The organism is Ruegeria sp. CDSA141, from assembly GCF_059612005.1.
On the sequence record NZ_JBXWPT010000003.1, the window covers coordinates 145,094 to 160,108 of the forward strand.

General features: G+C 58.2%; 18 protein-coding genes. 9 read left to right on the forward strand and 9 right to left on the reverse strand.

Annotation, left to right across the window (positions count from 1 at the left end; all coding sequences use genetic code 11):
- Positions 1–2 precede the first annotated feature (2 nt).
- The 8 genes from AC2FLP_RS07190 to AC2FLP_RS07225 all read right to left on the reverse strand — a co-directional run bounded on the left by AC2FLP_RS07190 (position 3) and on the right by AC2FLP_RS07225 (position 5,414).
- Complete coding sequence (locus tag AC2FLP_RS07190) at positions 3–1,178, reverse strand: acetyl-CoA C-acetyltransferase (RefSeq protein ID WP_299899188.1); 1,176 nt, start codon at positions 1,176–1,178, stop codon at positions 3–5.
- Positions 1,179–1,368: 190 nt separating this feature from the next.
- Positions 1,369–2,202, reverse strand: a complete 834-nt coding sequence (locus AC2FLP_RS07195; RefSeq protein WP_496682523.1) for an EAL domain-containing protein — start codon at positions 2,200–2,202, stop codon at positions 1,369–1,371.
- A gap of 102 nt (positions 2,203–2,304) precedes the next feature.
- On the reverse strand, positions 2,305–2,493 hold the full coding sequence (locus tag AC2FLP_RS07200; protein WP_117870399.1) for a hypothetical protein: 189 nt from the start codon (positions 2,491–2,493) through the stop codon (positions 2,305–2,307).
- A gap of 93 nt (positions 2,494–2,586) precedes the next feature.
- The gene (locus tag AC2FLP_RS07205; protein ID WP_299899184.1) at positions 2,587–3,558 is read right to left on the reverse strand and encodes a sterol desaturase family protein; all 972 of its coding nucleotides are present in this window, start codon (positions 3,556–3,558) and stop codon (positions 2,587–2,589) included.
- Positions 3,555–3,941, reverse strand: coding sequence for a hypothetical protein (locus tag AC2FLP_RS07210; RefSeq protein ID WP_117870395.1), 387 nt, complete (start codon positions 3,939–3,941; stop codon positions 3,555–3,557). Before AC2FLP_RS07210 ends, AC2FLP_RS07205 begins: the two co-directional genes overlap by 4 nt.
- Positions 3,942–4,000: 59 nt before the next feature.
- Positions 4,001–4,330: a hypothetical protein gene (locus tag AC2FLP_RS07215; RefSeq protein ID WP_496682544.1), complete on the reverse strand. Its 330-nt coding sequence runs from the start codon at positions 4,328–4,330 to the stop codon at positions 4,001–4,003.
- An 84-nt stretch (positions 4,331–4,414) separates the two neighbouring features.
- Complete coding sequence (locus AC2FLP_RS07220; RefSeq protein ID WP_299899179.1) at positions 4,415–4,783, reverse strand: hypothetical protein; 369 nt, start codon at positions 4,781–4,783, stop codon at positions 4,415–4,417.
- Positions 4,784–4,847: 64 nt separating this feature from the next.
- On the reverse strand, positions 4,848–5,414 hold the full coding sequence (locus tag AC2FLP_RS07225) for a TlpA disulfide reductase family protein (protein WP_496682546.1): 567 nt from the start codon (positions 5,412–5,414) through the stop codon (positions 4,848–4,850).
- 21 nt (positions 5,415–5,435) lie between these two features.
- Here AC2FLP_RS07225 and argH point away from each other — a divergent pair, with 21 nt between their 5' ends.
- From argH to AC2FLP_RS07250, 5 genes are all read left to right on the forward strand, one after another.
- Positions 5,436–6,824: an argininosuccinate lyase gene (gene argH, locus AC2FLP_RS07230; protein WP_496682549.1), complete on the forward strand. Its 1,389-nt coding sequence runs from the start codon at positions 5,436–5,438 to the stop codon at positions 6,822–6,824.
- Complete coding sequence (locus AC2FLP_RS07235; RefSeq protein ID WP_496682551.1) at positions 6,806–7,021, forward strand: argininosuccinate lyase; 216 nt, start codon at positions 6,806–6,808, stop codon at positions 7,019–7,021. The genes argH and AC2FLP_RS07235 overlap by 19 nt, the downstream gene beginning before the upstream one ends.
- Before the next feature lie 87 nt (positions 7,022–7,108).
- The gene (locus AC2FLP_RS07240; RefSeq protein ID WP_162896828.1) at positions 7,109–7,264 is read left to right on the forward strand and encodes a hypothetical protein; all 156 of its coding nucleotides are present in this window, start codon (positions 7,109–7,111) and stop codon (positions 7,262–7,264) included.
- A gap of 62 nt (positions 7,265–7,326) precedes the next feature.
- Positions 7,327–8,592, forward strand: a complete 1,266-nt coding sequence (lysA, locus tag AC2FLP_RS07245) for a diaminopimelate decarboxylase (protein WP_496672356.1) — start codon at positions 7,327–7,329, stop codon at positions 8,590–8,592.
- A 37-nt stretch (positions 8,593–8,629) separates the two neighbouring features.
- A complete protein-coding gene (locus AC2FLP_RS07250) occupies positions 8,630–11,173 on the forward strand; it encodes a TIGR02302 family protein (protein ID WP_496682555.1) in 2,544 nt (847 codons plus the stop codon).
- 3 nt (positions 11,174–11,176) lie between these two features.
- On the opposite strand, the gene AC2FLP_RS07255 is transcribed toward AC2FLP_RS07250, so the two are convergent.
- The gene (locus AC2FLP_RS07255; RefSeq protein ID WP_299899168.1) at positions 11,177–11,917 is read right to left on the reverse strand and encodes a zinc-ribbon domain-containing protein; all 741 of its coding nucleotides are present in this window, start codon (positions 11,915–11,917) and stop codon (positions 11,177–11,179) included.
- A 182-nt stretch (positions 11,918–12,099) separates the two neighbouring features.
- Between AC2FLP_RS07255 and AC2FLP_RS07260 the strand changes: the two genes are divergently transcribed.
- The 4 genes from AC2FLP_RS07260 to AC2FLP_RS07275 are packed head-to-tail and all read left to right on the forward strand — an operon-like array spanning position 12,100 to position 15,005.
- Entirely contained in the window at positions 12,100–12,777 is a 678-nt protein-coding gene (locus AC2FLP_RS07260; RefSeq protein ID WP_299899423.1) for a cell division ATP-binding protein FtsE, read from the forward strand.
- The gene (locus AC2FLP_RS07265; RefSeq protein WP_299899166.1) at positions 12,774–13,673 is read left to right on the forward strand and encodes a cell division protein FtsX; all 900 of its coding nucleotides are present in this window, start codon (positions 12,774–12,776) and stop codon (positions 13,671–13,673) included. Before AC2FLP_RS07260 ends, AC2FLP_RS07265 begins: the two co-directional genes overlap by 4 nt.
- Positions 13,673–14,413: a lysophospholipid acyltransferase family protein gene (locus tag AC2FLP_RS07270; RefSeq protein ID WP_117870382.1), complete on the forward strand. Its 741-nt coding sequence runs from the start codon at positions 13,673–13,675 to the stop codon at positions 14,411–14,413. The genes AC2FLP_RS07265 and AC2FLP_RS07270 overlap by 1 nt, the downstream gene beginning before the upstream one ends.
- Positions 14,400–15,005, forward strand: coding sequence for a pyridoxamine 5'-phosphate oxidase family protein (locus tag AC2FLP_RS07275; protein WP_299899164.1), 606 nt, complete (start codon positions 14,400–14,402; stop codon positions 15,003–15,005). The genes AC2FLP_RS07270 and AC2FLP_RS07275 overlap by 14 nt, the downstream gene beginning before the upstream one ends.
- Positions 15,006–15,015 lie beyond the last annotated feature (10 nt).

The following is a 15,015-nucleotide window of genomic DNA, read 5'->3' on the forward strand; positions in this document are numbered from 1 at the left end:
GCTTAGTCGCGCTCCACACACAGGGCAACGCCCATGCCGCCGCCGATGCACAAGGTCGCCAGACCCTTTTTTGCATCGCGACGCTTCATTTCGAACAGCAAAGTGTTCAAAACACGGCAGCCCGAAGCGCCGATCGGGTGACCGATGGCAATCGCGCCACCGTTTACGTTCACGATCGACGGATCCCAGCCCATATCCTTGTTCACGGCGCAAGCCTGTGCGGCAAAGGCTTCGTTGGCTTCTACTAGATCCAGATCGTCAACCGACCAGCCTGCTTTTTCCAGCGCTTTGCGCGACGCGTAGATCGGGCCGACACCCATGATCGATGGGTCCAGACCGGCGGTCGCGTAGGATGCGATGCGTGCCAGAGGTTCGATTCCACGCTTTTCGGCGTTTTCGGCTGACATCAGCAACGTGGCCGCAGCGCCGTCATTCAGGCCGGATGCGTTGGCCGCGGTGACAGAGCCGTCCTTGGTAAAGGCCGGGCGAAGCTTAGTCATGGCCTCCATTGTTGCGCCGTGGCGAATGTATTCGTCCTTGTCCATCACGATGTCGCCCTTACGGGTCTTGATAGTGAAGGGCATGATTTCGTCTGCGAATTTTCCGGCTTTCTGAGCAGCTTCTGCCTTGTTCTGCGAGGCGACGGCGAATTCATCCTGCATCTCGCGGCTGATCTGCCATTTTTCAGCAACGTTCTCAGCAGTCTGACCCATGTGATAGCCGTTGAAAGCATCCCACAGACCATCGCGGATCATCGTGTCGATGTATTTCATGTCGCCCATCTTGTGACCGGCGCGCAGGGCGGCAGCGTGGGGTGACAGAGACATGTTTTCCTGGCCACCAGCAGCGACGATTTCCGCGTCGCCCAACTGGATATGTTGAGCGCCCAATGCAACGGCGCGCAGGCCCGAGCCGCAAACCTGATTGATACCCCATGCGGCGCTTTCCTGTGGCAGGCCGGCATTGATATGCGCCTGACGCGCGGGGTTCTGGCCTTGGGCGGCAGTCAGAACCTGACCCATAATGGTTTCGCTCACTTCGCCTTTTTCTACTCCGGCGCGCTCGACAACTGCTTCCAGGACGGCAGCGCCCAGATCATGGGCAGGGGTGTTCGCAAACGAACCACTGAAGCTGCCGACACCTGTTCGTGCGGCGGATGCGATTACTACGTTGGTCATATGATCAGTCCTTTACCGTCATGGGCCAGCGGAATTTCTGACGGCGCAGGTCAAGAGGTGTCCTCTCGAAACAAGAGCGCCCCGTGATCCCCCGCTCAAGTACTCTTGCAATAGCGTAATGCTGCACATGCAGCAACGGGCAGCTTGTCTCAGTGTCTGAAAAGACATTAAAATGTCGGTCAAAAGGCGTTCAACTGCCTGTTTTTGATTTGTTTTCCTGCTTCCAGGGTTCCGCGACACTGGGTGCGCCAAACAAGAACCCTTGCAGGCAATCCACACCACTTGCGACCAAAAACGCGGCATCCTCCTGCGTTTCAACCGATTCGGCTGTGACCAGAATTTCAAATTCACGGGCCACCGCGATCAGGGCCCGCACCAATGTCTGGTTGTCAGGATTGTTGCTGATACCCCGCACAAACTGGCCATCGATTTTCGCCGCGTCGAACAGAAATTCGCGAAAATGGCGGAAGCTGAAGTTGCTGGCACCAAAGTCATCCAGCGCAAAAGCGATGCCGCGATCCTGCAATCGGTCCATGAAATCGACAACCAGCTCAGGTACCTGCATGGCCGAGCTTTCGGAAATCTCGAGAATCAACCGTTCGCCCAAGCCGGCATCTCGTTTCAGAAACCTGTCCAGTATTCTGGACCAGTTGGAAAAACCGATTGAGCGAGCAGACATGTTGATCGACAGACGAATATCCGGGTTCTTTGCCAAGGTACGCAGCCCGAGTTCCAGCGCCACGCAGTCGAGTTCGCGGCCGATAGGTGTGTTTTCAACCTGAGGCATGAACTCGCGCGCCGGGATGACGCGACCGGTTTCGTCCAGAACCCGAATGAATCCTTCGTAAAACGCGACGCCACGTGGGGCGTGCGCTTGGATCACGGGCTGAAAGGCCAGCTTGCACTGCTTATGCTTCACTGCATCGGTTGCCATCTGCACGACCGAACGATCCCGTGTCGATACTGCCGCGTTCAACGGGCTGTCCGACCCCTCAGGCAGATGTGCCAGTTTTTTGTTTCCCATAGCGCGGATTCCCATGTGACCGGGACAAGTGTCCGGTCACAATCTCGGGGCAAAGAGATGAATCTAGGGTTAAAGGTTCAGAAAAAAATCTGCGGCGCGGTCTCAGCGGGCGGATTGCCACGCGCGCGCCAGTGAGGCTGCTGCACCAAGTATCGCGCCCATTGCGCCAAGGGCCATCATTGCAAAACCAAGCGCAATCAGGGTTGCAACAGCGCCGCCCAGGGCTGCGAGCATGGCAATCATCAAGCCGAACAACCCAACAAAGGTTGAAATGGTTGCCAAACGGTTCATGCCGACCCTCGCTCACTCTTACACTACGCCTATCGACCGATATGGCACACAAAGACCAGATTTCAAGGTAGAAGCAGGCTTTAGTCAGCAGGTTCAGGCCTTTTCTGCTTGTCCGCTGGGCAACTTTCGGTCCAGATTCTCAAAACCGGGCGTTCCGCGATCTTCTGGATGGCGCGTCAGATGCTTGGCCTTGATCTGTTCCGAATTGTCCCGGCTGCCATCGTGGCTGTACCCCGGTGGGGCGAAGCAATAGGCCAACCGCTGGCGCAGGGTCAGCCCGGGCTGCGTGGCATCGTTCCAGATGCCGACCCATTCGTGAAACGCAACGCGCAGCGGGTTGAACGTGCCGATATTGTGAACCAACCCGTAATCTACCCGGTCGTTTTCCTGTTCTGGCACAAAAGTGCCAAACATCTTGTCCCAGATGATGAACACCCCGGCATAGTTGCAATCCAGATAGCGAGCGTTGCGGCCATGATGTGCGCGGTGATGGCTGGGCGTGTTCATTACTGCCTCGAACCAGCGGGGCATCTTGCCGATGGCTTCGGTGTGAATCCAGAACTGATAGATCAGATTGAGGCCACCGACGAACAAAACCATCGCCGGATGGAACCCAAGCAGGATCAGTGGAGCGCGTACGACCATCATGAAGGTGAATGTATAGGTCCATGTCTGCCGCAGTGCGGTCGTTAGGTTATAGTGCTGTGAGCTGTGATGGTTTACGTGGCTGGCCCAGACCCAGCGGATGCGATGGCCAAAGCGGTGGACCCAGTAATAACGCAGATCATCCAGGACAAAGCACAGGATGATAACGGGAATTGATGTACCCAGGTTCATCGGAGTGATCTGCCACAGCCACATGAAAAACGCATAGGCGATAAAGCCCAGCAAAAAGCCCGACGCGATGTTTCCAGCGCCCATTATCAATGAGGTCACCGCATCGCGTGTTTCATAGCGCCCGCCTTTGCCTTTGACTGCGATCCACAGAAACTCGGCCAGAATCGCTGCGATGAAAAAAGGAACGGCCCATTGTACCGCATCGGGAAAACTAATCTGGTTTGTCATGCGGGCTCCATCAGGTAACGCCAGTGATGGCGTTCGAATTCGTCCAGTCGGATGAGTGTTTTGGGTGCCGAGAATTCGTGAAACAGAATCTCATAACCTTCCGGATGATCCAGAAGGTCATAGTCCAGCAGATGCCGGGCAACGGTGTCGGCCCCGAAGGACCAAAGCAACCCATTGCCCGTACTGGTGCGCACCACCGCGGCGTGGCCATCATGGGAAACCGTGACGTCGACCACATCATCGTCCGGAAAGTGACGTGCCCATTGTGAGCGTGCCGTGTCGGGCGTCAGCATCACCTGTTGCGACCTGCCGGTGAGATGCAATAACAGGGTGACGCCAGCTATGCCGCCGACGACCAGCGCCAATAGTATTTCAAGTGGCATTCCATCCTCCTGAGCGTAGAGTGCAAAGGAGTTGAAACTCTGTCAAAGGTGGCGTGACGTCAGCTGTTTTCCAGCCGTTCCAGTATCTCGTGTTGCACCACACGTTCGACGAAGCGTACCAGCCCCTCGGGGCCGGATGCCCGGTCCTTCAGGTGGATGCAGATATCCGGGCGGCGGGCGGCAATTATGCCCACCATTTCACCGCGGATCGTGTCGTCAAGTCCCGCGCCCAAGATGGCACAGGCAATCCGGGGCTCGGCATCCAGCTGTTTTCGAACCTCGTCGGTGTCATGTGCGCCCAGCCACTCTATCGGCAGGTGATCCAGTTGCCGCGCCACATCTCCGATCACATTTGGCAACCGTCCGATCAGCAGTACGACGGGTTTCATCATTGCCTCCATTCCAAACAATATGCCTGCCCTGCCCGGCAGGGCAGGAACAGTATATCATGAGATTGATAGGGGGTGATGCCTTTAGTTGTTGATCGAATAAATGGTTGTTTTGCCCTTGCCTTTTTCACGGGTCATTCGGGCAGTGTCCCCGTCAGTTTCCCAAAGCTGACAATCCGTGCCCAGTGCCTTGCCGTCCAATACCCCGTTTCGGCACCAGAATTTTTTGTTCCAGACCCAGGTTCCGCTGAACTTTTTCCCGCTTTTGAGTTTGGCTGAAATCGTGCCATCGGCATTCGCGACAAAAACATTGCCTTGTTCGTCGGTCAGCTTTTTTCCAACAATATCTGAATTGAACTGCTTTGCGGTCTTGACCCGTTTGTAGTCGGCATGTGCGGCGCCAGCGATTGCCAATGTGCCTGCAACAGCAAGGAATAGAATTGTATGTTTCATAAAAAAACCTCCCACTCTTAATACGTGGGAGGATACCACAACTCCGCGAATTTTTCTAAATGCGTTAACTTTCAGCGCCAACGAGCGCCGAGATAATCGCCTTCGCACTGTCCGAGTTCCATTCTGCGTCGCCGATCAGCCGGGCGATTTCCTGCCCTTCGGGGTTCAGGATGACTGTGATCGGCAACGCGATCACGCCAAACTCACGCGCAGCTGCCGAACTGGGGTCTTGATGACGGGGCAGGTTGGCAATGCCATTCTCTTCAAAGAATTTCTTGATACCGGCAGGTGAGTTGCGACCCGTGGCCAACGTCAGAACCTGAAACTTGTCGCCGCCGAATTCTTCCTGAAGCTCAGCAATCTGAGGCATTTCCTTGCGGCAAGGTGCACACCACGTGGCCCAGAAATTCAGCAGCACATATTTGCCCTCATAATCCGCAAGCGTGCCAACACCGCCATCGTCCTCCAGCTGGAATTCGATCGATTTGGCGGGTTTGGGTTCCTTATGCAGGATCAAACGCTTCAGGCTGTCTTCCCGCAGCGGGGCGAGTGTCTCGGCATCGGTCGCTAATGCGGCGTTTGCACCCAGCGCAAGGGCCATATAAAGGGGGATCAGACGAAATAGGCGCATATCAACTCCGGGTTTTCTTACATGACCGATCAATCTTCGAACCAGATGTGGGGCGGCCGCTTTGCCGCCGGTCCAGACGCGATCATGGAGGCAATCAATGCCTCGATCGGGTTCGATCAGCGGATGGCAGCCCAGGACATCGCAGGCTCGCGCGCCCATGCTGCCATGCTGGCTGCCACAGGCGTTATAAGTGATAGTGATGCGCAGGCTATTCGGGAAGGGCTGCTCACCGTTTTGTCAGAAATCCAGAACGGAGAGTTTCAGTTTTCGACTGCGCTGGAAGACATCCACATGAATGTTGAGGCGCGCCTGAAAGAGATCATCGGCGAGCCCGCAGGCCGTTTGCACACAGGCCGGTCGCGCAACGATCAGGTCGCAACCGATTTCAAGCTGTGGGTCCGCTATCAGCTGGACGCGGCTGAATCCGGCCTGTTGGCCCTGATCCGCGCGCTTTTGGCGCAGGCCCAGGCCGGGGCCGATTGGGTTATGCCGGGTTTTACCCACCTGCAAACGGCGCAGCCGGTGACATGGGGCCATCACATGATGGCCTACGTCGAGATGTTTGGCCGTGATTTGTCCCGCGTTCGTGACGCCCGCGCCCGGATGAACGAATCCCCGCTGGGCGCAGCTGCGCTGGCTGGCACGTCGTTTCCGATCGACCGTCATATGACGGCTGAGGCGCTGGGCTTTGACCGCCCCGCTGCCAACTCGCTGGACGCCGTTAGCGACCGGGATTTCGCGCTGGAGTTCCTGTCGGTGGCCTCGATCTGCGCCATTCACCTGTCGCGCTTTGCCGAAGAGCTGGTGATCTGGTCCTCGGCTCAATTCCGCTTTGTCACCCTGTCAGATCGCTTCTCGACCGGATCATCGATCATGCCGCAGAAAAAGAACCCCGACGCGGCCGAACTGATTCGCGCCAAGGTGGGACGGATTTTTGGGGCCAACACGGCTCTGATGATGGTGATGAAGGGCCTGCCGCTGGCCTATTCCAAGGACATGCAGGAAGACAAGGAACAGGTCTTTGACGCCGCCGACAACTGGATGCTGGCGCTGGCGGCGATGGAAGGCATGATCAGGGACATGACCGCCAACCGCGACAGCCTAGCCGCTGCGGCGGGTTGGGGTTTCTCGACGGCGACCGATCTGGCCGACTGGTTGGTGCGCATACTGGGCCTGCCGTTCCGTGATGCGCATCATGTGACTGGATCTCTGGTGGCAATGGCCGAGAACAAGGGCTGTGACCTGCCGGATCTGACGCTGGATGACATGCAGTCGGTCCATGCCGAGATCACAAAGGACGTCTACTCTGTCCTTGGTGTCGATAATTCTGTAAACTCACGCCAGTCCTATGGTGGCACGGCCCCGGATCAGGTCCGTGCTCAGGTTGAACGATGGAAGGCAATCGTGTGATGACCGCGCTGCGTGCGAGCTTGTTTATAGTTTTCGGCCTGATACTGGCCGGATGCGGAGCCGATGGCGAGCCCGTTCACCCCGCGCCCGCACAGCCAACTGTCAGTGCGACAGTTGGGGTTGGCTCAAGCGGAGCGTATGTTGGCGGCGGTGTGGGTCTGAGCCGTGGACCGCTGGGTATTTACCTGGGATTCTGAGCCACTTTCATATTGCGCATCGGTTTTTGATCTACCAACGCGAGGTGGCATGTCGATGCGCGTGTCATCCAAAGAAAAGATACTGAAATGAGAACACTAGGACTGTTTTTGGTATTTGCGGTTTTGACGGCTTGCGAACCTACATCGGCAAGACGCCCGGAACCTGCGGCCGAACCCAAGCAATCGGGCACCGGAGTTTCGATCTCGGGCTATGGCCGGGTTGGAGTTTCAACCCGAAATTAAACCTGGTCGATGGGTTCGGAATCCATTGATTCGAAGCCATCTTCTGGTCTAAGCGCGCAGGTATGGATCATTTTCTCTACCGCGACGGCGCGCTTTTCGCCGAGGATGTCCCTGTCTCCGAAATCGCTGCTGCGGTCGGAACGCCGTTCTATGTCTATTCCACCGCAACCTTGCTGCGGCATTTCCAGCTGTTTGACGATGCGCTTGACGGCACGGACCACCTTGTCTGCTACGCGATGAAAGCGGCCAGCAATCAGGCGATCCTGAAGACCCTGGCGCAGGCAGGCGCGGGGATGGACGTGGTCTCGGGCGGTGAGTACCTGCGGGCCAAGGCGGCGGGAGTTCCGGGAGAAAAAATAGTGTTCTCGGGTGTAGGTAAAACGGCGGAAGAGATACGTACGGCGCTGACCGGCGGCATTCGTCAGTTCAACGTCGAATCCGAGCCCGAGATGGAAGTGATCAACGCCATTGCACTGGAATTGGGTGTGGTTGCTCCGATCACTGTCCGGGTGAATCCTGATGTGGATGCCAAGACCCATGCCAAGATTGCGACCGGCAAGTCCGAGAACAAGTTTGGAATACCGATTTCCCGCGCCTCGGAAGTCTATGCGCATGCGGCCAGCCTGCCCGGGCTGGAGGTGATCGGCATCGACGTCCACATAGGCTCGCAACTGACCGAACTGGAGCCGTTCGAGCTGGCCTACACGAAAGTGGCCGAACTGACCGAGCAGTTGCGGGCTGAAGGCCACAACATCCGCCGTCTTGATCTGGGCGGTGGATTGGGCATCCCTTATACCCGCTCGAATGACGCGCCGCCGCTGCCGGTGGAATATGGCGCTTTGATCAAGAAGACACTGGGCCATCTGGGCTGTGAGATCGAGATAGAGCCGGGTCGCCTGATCGCAGGCAATGCAGGGCTGATGGTCAGCAAGGTGATCTATGTGAAGTCGGGCGAAGGCCGTGACTTCCTGATTGTCGACGCCGCCATGAATGACCTGATCCGTCCGGCAATGTACGAAGCGCATCACGATATTGTCGCGGTACAGGAGCCGGCGGCAGGCGTGGAACAGCAAGCCTATGACATCGTCGGCCCGGTTTGCGAATCCGGTGACACTTTTGCCAAGCAGCGCAACATGCCGCCGCTGAAATCGAGAGATCTGATCGCCTTCCGCAGCGCGGGTGCCTATGGCGCGGTGATGGCCAGCGAGTACAATACCCGCCCGCTGATCCCCGAGGTTCTGGTCAATGGCGATCAATTTGCAGTCATTCGTGAACGCCCAAGCTTTGACGAAATCATAAACCGCGATACCATACCTACGTGGCTTTGACGCGATAACCGCGCGGGCCAAACCCCGGAGGCCCGTCTTGTCCGACCGTTCCAACCTGCCCATTCCGCGCCTGTCCCTGTGGCTGACCCATGTCGGCATGGTGGCCGAACAGGTGCTCCGCGCATTCTGGCCGGTGTTCTCGATTGTACTGGTTCTGCTTGCGGCGTTGATGCTGGGGCTGCAGGACCACGTTCCGGTGGAAATCGTCTGGGGTGCCGGTGCGCTGGCGTTTTTGTCGCTTTTGGTGGCGGTTGCTCTAGGCCTGCGAAAGTTCAATCTACCCTCGCGTGTGGACGCTCTGATACGTCTGGATGAGACCCTTCCAGGCCGGCCGATTCAGGCCTTGATGGATGATCAGGCCATCGGTGCGGCCGATCGGGATTCCGTGGCGCTATGGCAAGCGCATAAAGCCCGGATGGCGCAACGGGTCGCGACGGCCGAGCCTGTCAAACCAGACCTTCGGTTGGCATCGCGAGATCCGTATGCGCTGCGCTACGCGGCATTGCTGGCTTTTGTCGTAGCGCTGGTTTTCGGCTCTTTGTGGCGCGTGGGGTCGGTGGTGGATATGGCACCGGGTACTGCAGCCGCCGGGCAAGGACCGACTTGGGAAGGATGGGTTGAACCACCCCGTTACACGGGCCTTCCGACGCTGTACCTCGCGGATCAAACGGATGCGGAGCTTTCCGTGCCCAAAGGCAGCCGCATTACCTTACGGCTTTACGGCGAGGTTGGCGCACATAGCCTGACCGAAAACAGCTCGGCCCTGGGCGTCGAAGCTGCGACCGACCCAGAGCAGGAATTCGTGGCCGAACGCTCTGGTCAATTGCGCATCGACGGGCCTTCGGGGCGGGAATGGGCCGTTGATATCATTGACGACACGGCACCACAGATAGCCGTGGCCGGATCGGCTGAGGCCGAGGCGGGCGGGCAGATGAAGCTGCCATTCATCGCAGGAGATGACTATGGTGTGGTTTCAGGTTCAGCCCGGATTGAACTGGATCTGGCTGCCGTTGATCGCCGTTATGGTCTGGCAGCAGAGCCCGAACCACGGGAAGCGATCGAGATTGAACTGCCGATGCCGATCACGGGCGACCGGGCGGACTTTGCCGAAGATCTGATCGAGGACTTCTCGCAACACCCCTGGGCGCATTTGCCGGTCCGGATCACTTTGATGGCTACGGACGCGGCGGATCAGCAATCTTCCTCCGAACCATATGTGACCGACCTGCCGGCCCGACGGTTTTTTGATCCGTTGGCTGCTGCGGTGGTCGAACAACGGCGTGATCTGCTCTGGTCGCGCTCCAACGCGCCTCGCATCGCGCAACTGCTGCGGGCTGTGTCTCATCTGCCAGAGGACCTGTTTCGTTCGGACACTGCCTATTTGCGCTTGAGGGTCGTACTGCGGCGGCTTGAGACCTTTGATCAATACGGGTTGAAACCTGAACAGCAGGCAGAGATCGCTCAGGCCCTCTGGGATCTTGCCGTGTTGATCGAGGATGGCACGCTGGCGGATGCGCTGGAACGAATGCGCCGCGCGCAGGAACGTCTGACCGAAGCGATGCAGAACGGGGCCAGCGACGAAGAAATCGCGGAACTGATGCAGGAATTGCGCGAAGCGACGCAGGATTACCTCCAGCAGTTGCAGCGGCTGGCTCAGCCCAATGGTGAAGATGGCGAGCGTCAGCCCGGCCAGAACGGCGAATCCCTGCAAATGACGCAGGATGACCTGCAACGAATGATGGACCGCATTCAGGAACTTATGGAACAGGGCCGGATGGCCGAGGCCCAGCAGGCATTGGAAGAGTTCCAGCAGATGATGGAAAACATGCGTGTGACCCAGGGACAGGGTCAGGGCCAGCAGTCCGAGGGTCAACAGGCCATGGAAGGATTGGCGGAAACCCTGCGCGAACAGCAAGGTCTGAGCGATCAGGCCTTCCGTGATTTGCAGGAACAGTTCAACCCCGGCGCCCAATCCGGTGAAAGCCAGGGCAATGAGGGGCGCAACGGCGGGCAGGGCCGGGGGCAAAGCCACGAAGGTCAGGGCGGTCAGGGGGAAGGCTCGGATCAGGCTGGCGAAGGCCAGCAGGGTCAAGGTTCACTTGCGGATCGTCAGCAGGCTCTGAGAGATGAGCTGGGCCGCCAGCAACAGGGGCTGCCCGGCGCAGGCACACCCGAAGGCGACGCCGCGCGTGAGGCGCTGGACCGGGCCGGGCGTGCGATGGACGAGGCGGAACAAGCCCTGCGCGGTGACGATCTGGCTGAAGCCATCGATCAGCAATCCGAAGCCATGGAAGCGTTGCGTGAAGGCATGCGGTCGCTGGGCGAGGCGATGGCGCAGAACCAGCAAAACCAACCGGGTCAGGGAACGCAGGATGGCGATATGCAAGCCAATAACCGCGATCCACTGGGCCGAAACCCGGGTGCCGCCGGTTCGATTTCAACGGATGAGAATCTGCTGCAAGGCGAAGACGTGTACCGCCGGGCGCGGGAACTGCTGGATGAAATCCGACGCAGAACCGGGGAATCGGACCGCCCCCAGATCGAACTGGAATACCTGAAACGTTTGTTGGAGCGGTTCTAGACCTTAGTTCTGGGTGCCCGACCCAACCTGTGCTTCAAGCCAGATTCGCGCCTGATCCACAAGTGACACATATGAACTGAGCAACGGTTCGGTCTGGGGGATCACCTCGCTGATCTGTTGGGCATTTCCATAGATCAGATACAGAATCACGCCGATGATCAGCATCAGCGCAAAACCGCGTAAGAACCCTCCCGATTTGCGCGGTGTTTGCGCGGCCTCTTCCGGCTCATCTGATCGCATAGAGGAATTGATTGCCTCGACATCCGGTAACGCGTCTTTCTGCCCAGCATCAACTGCGGTTTCCGAAGCCGAAGGCCGTTTGGGTCGCACCTTGGGCTCTGGCGGCGTATCCAGTCCCAGATCGGGCTGGCTCTCAAGGCTACTGCCTTCTTGCGACCGAAGTTCCGCTTCGCGAGCAGCTTCTTCTTTCAGAATGCTGGCAACGGAAGGATCGACATTTCCGGTGGACGCAACGGGTTCGTCAACTTCGGGCTCATCTTCGGATACCACCTCTTCAACGGGTTCCGGTTCGGCATCCTGCTGAGCTTCGACCACGTCGGACGATGCGTCATCCGGTTCAGGCCCTTCTGCTTTGTCGTCTGGTGTGCTTGCGGGCTCCGTGGGGTGCTTCGCTTGAAACCAGGTCTGATCGCAGTTGGAACACTGCACGTCGCGGCCTTCCTCGGGGATGACCTCGTCAGGAACCTCGTACTGCGCACTGCAATTCGGACATGTAAGACGCATGCTGCCTCCTCAGCCGGGTGAAGGGCCGATAATAGTTTTTTCAGGAATGATATTCCGTTAAGACCCAACAGCAAAGAGCGTTTTCGGTTTCACGGGTCAAGTGTCACCAATTGGACTCGGTAGAGCCATTGAAACCAAGACCATGCTCGGGCAAGAAGAGCGGCAAAATAATGGGGGCACGTGTGATCGAGCTGGAAAATGTCAGCTACACCTACGGTGGCGGTGAGTTGCTGAGCGATGTCTCGGTGCAATTGCAGCCGGGTTCGTTTCACTTTCTGACCGGGCCTTCCGGGACGGGTAAGACCACGCTGCTCAAGCTGTGTTATGGCGCCTTGCTACCAACTTCGGGGCGGTTGAGCGTGTTTGATCAGGATATTTCAGCCCTTGATCGCGACCAGCTGGCGGTACTGCGCCGCCGCGTGGGTGTCGTGCATCAGGATTGTCAGTTCCTTGACCACATGACGCTCGCCGAAAACGTCGCGTTGCCTCTGATGGTGTCTGGGCGCGCGGAATCATCCGAGCAGGACAACCTGAGCGAACTGCTCAGCTGGGTGGGTCTTGGAGCCAGGCTTGAAGCCCATCCACCCGAACTGTCCGGAGGCGAACGCCAAAGGGCTGCTCTGGCGCGCGCCGTTATCCTGTCGCCTGATGTGGTTTTGGCGGATGAGCCGACAGGAAACGTTGACTGGGAGATGTCGCAACGGCTGCTGCGTCTTCTGATTGAGTTGAACCGGATGGGCAAAACCGTCCTGATCGCAACTCATGACCTGAGCCTGATCCGTGCGGCCAAAAGCCAGGTGCAGGCGCGTGTCTTGCGTATTTCGCAGCGCAAGCTGCAACTGGCGGGGGCGGATCTATGATCAGCCCTGACCTGCGAAATCTGTTGCGTGGCGACAAGCGGGCAGACCGGGTTGTTCCCCCAACGGGATACACGGCGCACCTGACCCTGTTTGTCGCGGGTGCGATGGCGTTTCTTGCAGTATTCGCTTTGGCCCTGTCTCTGGCGTCGGGGCGCATTGCAGATCGTTGGGCTTCGGAGCTGGCCGGAGCCGCAACCCTGCGCATCAACGCGCCCGCGGAACAGCGCGCAGCCCAGACCGAGGCTGCGTTGACGGTTCTTAGCCAAACGCCCGGCGTGGCCTCGGCCCGTGCTTTGACGCAGGAAGAGCAGGCGGCGTTGCTTGCCCCGTGGTTCGGGCCGGATCTGCCGCTGGATACGCTGCCCGTGCCGCAACTTATCGAGATCATTGAAACCGAACCGGGCATTGATGTGGCCGGGTTGCGTTTGCGGTTGGGGGCAGAGGTGCCGGGCGCCGTACTGGATGATCATTCTCGATGGCGGGAACCTCTGGTTGATGCGGCGATGTCCCTGCGTCGTCTGGGGTGGATTTCGATCCTGCTGATCGGCGGTGCGACCGCGGCCATGATTACCCTTGCCGCCAATGCCTCGCTTGCCGCCAATGCCCAGATCATCGAAGTGCTGCGCCTGGTCGGCGCACGCGACGGGTTCATAGCGGGGGCATTCGTAAGGCGGTTCACATATCGCGCGTTTTTCGGGGCTTCGGTCGGTACATTGCTGGGGATGACAGGTGTCCTGTTGTTGCCCGAAGCCTCGGACACAGGCGGTTTTCTGACCGGCGTGGGCTTTCAGGGCAAAGACTGGGTGTTGCCGGTACTTATCCCGATCCTTGGTGCCATGGTCGCGTTTTTTGCCACCTGGGCTGCGGCCCGACGCAAATTGAAGGAGCTTTCCTGATGTTGATGGCTGTTCAATGGGTCCGGTCGTTGATCTTCATGATCGTGATCTACGCCTGGATGCTGATCCTTGGCATTGTTTTCCTGCCCTACGCGCTGTTTTCCAAGGCTGGCGCCCTGAAGGCGTGCAAGACCTACGCGCGCAGTACGATGTGGCTGGCCCGCTGGATGGTTGGCATCCGGTGTGAAGTGCGAGGTACAGCCCCAACGAATGAGGTGGTCATAGCGGCAAAACACCAGTCATTTCTTGATATCATCATGATTTTCGATGCCATTCCGCACGGCAAGTTCATTATGAAGCGTGAGCTCTTGTTTACGCCCGTCATTGGCATGTATGCACGACGTCTCGGCTGCATTCCTGTCAATCGTGGCAAGCGCGGTGCCGCCGTGGCCAAGATGGTCAAGGATGTATCGAAGGAGTTCTCGGAACCCGGTCAGCTTGTGATTTACCCGCAAGGAACACGCGTGGCGCCCGGCGCAAAGAAGCCCTACAAGGTTGGAACCTCGGTTCTTTACGAAGGGCTCGGTTTTCCCTGCGTTCCGGTCGCAACGAATGCCGGCGTCTTCTGGCCCCGCACAGGTGTCATGCGTATACCGGGCCTTGCGATCGTGGATTTCCTGGACCCGATCGAGCCGGGTGTTGGTCGGGACGACTTCCTTGCCCGGCTGGAAGAGGTGATCGAAACACGTTCTAACGAGTTGATGCGGGAAGTTGGGTTTGATCCGGATGGAGCACATTAGTGACATTGAAACGCTTGAAGCGTTGTATGGTCGGCCCGGCGCGCCGTCCTTGCGAAAGGTCGTTCGTCAACTGACGCCTCTCTATCGCAAGTGGATTCTCGCATCACGCCTCTGTGTTCTCAGCACCGTTGGTCCTGAAGGTGTGGATGGCAGCCCTCGGGGTGATGATGGCCCGGTGGTGAAAGAGTTGGATGAGAATACGCTGGCGCTACCGGACTGGCGCGGCAACAACCGTCTGGACAGTCTGCGCAATATCGTACGCGACCCACGTGTTTCGCTCATGTTCTTTGTTCCGGGGTCCAACAACGTCGTTCGGGTGAATGGGTTGGCGTTTGTAACGGTAGGTGAGGGGCTGCGACATCAATTTGAAAAGGGCGGCAAACGCCCGGCGACTGTTATCGTCGTTAAAATCGCCGAGATTTACAGCCAATGTGCCCGTGCTCTGATCCGGGCGCGTATCTGGTCCAGCGGTGATGAAAGCGGCAATCTTCCCACGATAGGTCAGCTTCTGTCCGAGGCATCAGGTGGTGCGGAAGGCGGCGCGCAATATGACGAGGAATGGTCTGCACGCGCCGCAAAAACGATGTGGTAGATCTGGGTGG